Source organism: Caryophanon latum (assembly GCF_001700325.1).
Classification (GTDB): Bacteria; Bacillota; Bacilli; order Bacillales_A; family Planococcaceae; genus Caryophanon; species Caryophanon latum.
This window is the reverse complement of the sequence record NZ_MATO01000042.1, coordinates 1-1,404: the sequence shown is the minus strand read 5'-3', so window position 1 is coordinate 1,404 and position 1,404 is coordinate 1. Positions and strand designations below refer to the sequence as shown.

At 41.0% G+C, this 1,404-nt stretch carries 1 protein-coding gene; it reads right to left on the bottom strand.

Features of this window, described 5'->3' with window-relative positions; genetic code table 11:
• Positions 1–145: 145 nt before the first annotated feature.
• Positions 146–1,270, bottom strand: a complete 1,125-nt coding sequence (locus tag A6K76_RS11180; RefSeq protein ID WP_066465099.1) for an IS4 family transposase — start codon at positions 1,268–1,270, stop codon at positions 146–148.
• Positions 1,271–1,404: the final 134 nt, after the last annotated feature.

Genomic DNA, 1,404 nt, shown 5'->3' with positions numbered 1-1,404 from the left:
CACTAGCGTCGCATAAATGTTAACCGAATTTTAAATTTACTTATTTTTCCACCTGAGAAGAAAAATAAAGACACTTAAACAGAGGTAGTAAACATCCATTTTTTTACTATAACCTGTGACGGGTGCGACAGACAGGTGAAAATCTTTATGGAACGGCTTTTCCGGCAATTTTTCGCGTCCATAAGTGAGCGGATTTCCACGGTGCTGCTTTGAGTAACCGACTAATTTGTAAGTACGTCCTCGAGCTGTTCGTGTCCAATTGTGCCAGCACATGCAGGCAATACACAATCATCGCGATGTACACTTGATTGTGCACGCCTTGCTCGCTCTGTGCATAGAACTTTTTAATGTTCAAGTGCTGCTTCAGCCATTTGAAAAACAGCTCAATGGCCCAACGTGATTTGTACAGCTCCGCGATTTCATCAGCGCTTACATCAAATCGATTCGTGATGAGATGCAGTTCGTTTCCTTTTGAATCTAACACTTTAATCAAACGAAAGACATTTTCTGCACGATTTTGTGTGGTACCAATCAACACCATTTCATCCGATAACACGAGCGATTCTTCTGGCAGTTCAAACTGTTCTGTGACACGTGTGACCGCGTTTTTCCGCAAGCGCGAGACGAAGAAATAGCCATCGTCCGTCATGCGGTCAAATCGCTCATAATCCAAGTAACCACGGTCAAACACGTACATGCATTCCTTGTCATCTACGAGTACTTCTAGTTGGCCACGATCATGTTCTTTCGCGTTCGTCAGCACCGCTTTATCTGGATACGAACAGCCTTTTTCTACGTAAACGAGGCGCAAATGAAGCTTAATCCCTGATTTTGTTTTGCGAAATTCCGCCCACTTGTGATGGTTTAAGTTGAGTGGCAACGTACTCGAATCAATGATTTTCAGTGGTGTTGTCGTTTTTCGGCGCTGCTCATCGTGCGTTTTTTCATGAATTTGAGCAACTAAATCGAGAAAGACCTCTTGAAAAACCGCTGTCGGCACTTGATTTAATCGGCGTCCTAATTGTGAGAAGCTAATCGATTCTAAATCCGTTACTTTTTGAAGGTCATCTGAAAACAATGTCTCACTGATTGCCCGTAGACTTTCGGTTTCATTCAGTTGCGCAAACAAGAGTAATTTCAAGAAGGAAGCCATATGAAGCTTCTTCGTATAGGTATTTAATTGATTGATTTCAACCAATTCCGCTAGTTTTGTGGAGGAAATCGGTGAAAACCATTGTTCAAATGATGTTTTTCGTGTAAAATTATGCATAAGTGAGTCCTTTATGTTGGATTTGGATGGTTACCTACCGCCCAACCAGTATAAAGGATTTTTTTGTGCTTGTAATAAATAATAGAAAATTCAGTTCGATTTAACGCATTAAATTATTTTAATGCGACACTAGT

What these genes read in the sequence shown, in the direction of transcription:
- A6K76_RS11180 (WP_066465099.1), bottom strand. Translation starts at nt 1,270, where the DNA reads ATGCATAATTTTACACGAAAAACATCATTTGAACAATGGTTTTCACCG.